The sequence below is a fragment of the Brevundimonas sp. UBA7534 genome (assembly GCF_002479325.1).
Taxonomy (GTDB): Bacteria; Pseudomonadota; Alphaproteobacteria; order Caulobacterales; family Caulobacteraceae; genus Brevundimonas.
This window is the reverse complement of sequence record NZ_DLMO01000165.1, coordinates 391-727: the sequence shown is the minus strand read 5'-3', so window position 1 is coordinate 727 and position 337 is coordinate 391. Positions and strand designations below refer to the sequence as shown.

General features: G+C 69.7%; 1 protein-coding gene. It reads right to left on the bottom strand.

All coding sequences use genetic code 11. From position 1 onward, the window contains the following. A partial coding sequence (locus B2U11_RS13995; protein ID WP_292072607.1) for an aminotransferase class I/II-fold pyridoxal phosphate-dependent enzyme occupies nt 1-337 on the bottom strand: 337 nt, incomplete at both ends.

Here is a 337-nt window from a genome sequence, read left to right as displayed (position 1 = left end):
AAGCTGAAGCGGATGAAGCGACGGCCCTCGACCGGATCGAAATCGACGCCGGGCGCCGTGGCCACGCCGGTGTCGCGCAGCATCCGCTCGCAGAAGGCCAGGCTGTCGTCGGTCAGATGGCCGATGTCGGCCCAGATGTAGAAGGCGCCGTCCGGCGGCGCGATCCGGCGAAGCCCCAGGGCGGGCAGGGCCTCCAGCATCAGGTCGCGGTTGCGCGCGTAGGTTCGGATATGGCCTTCCAGTTCATCGGTCGCGTCCATGGCGACCAGGCCGGCGTGCTGGCTCAGGCTGGGCGGCGTCAGGAACAGGTTGCCGATATGGGCCCGGGCCGTCTCGG